The 399-nt window shown below is 30.1% G+C and carries 1 protein-coding gene; it reads right to left on the bottom strand.

What is annotated here, in order from left to right; all coding sequences use genetic code 11:
• Positions 1 to 399: hypothetical protein (locus tag SB679_RS23190; protein ID WP_410704643.1), on the bottom strand; the 399-nt coding region annotated here is incomplete at both ends.

Below are 399 nucleotides of genomic sequence, written 5' to 3'. Positions count from 1 at the left end.
TTTCGTTTGTTATCTCCAAAAAGTTATCTTTTCGGATTCCCATTTTTTTGTACTTCGGCTCTTTGCTGAGTTGATAAACTCCGTGTTTTATGTCTTTGTAAAAAATGATTAATTCATCTCTGAAAATAATATCATCATATTCCATTGGTAATAGAGTAATGGCATCAAATTCATAATTGAAGTCATAAAACCGAAATTTATGATCATCTTCGCCCTTAACCTCATTCTTAGATCTGCTAAAACTTGCTTCCTGTGTGATCTCAGAATATTGTTTTTCAAATTCATTATCTCTAATTGTTATTCTCGCATCACTTACGAAATTTCTTTTTTCTTTATCAAAAGAGAAAAGTCCTTTTTTACCCTGATACTCAGCTGTTATGAAAAAATCTTCAATATCAT

The organism is Chryseobacterium sp. SIMBA_029, from assembly GCF_046535275.1.
Lineage (GTDB): Bacteria > Bacteroidota > Bacteroidia > Flavobacteriales > Weeksellaceae > Chryseobacterium.
This window is presented reverse-complemented; position numbering and strand designations above follow the sequence as displayed.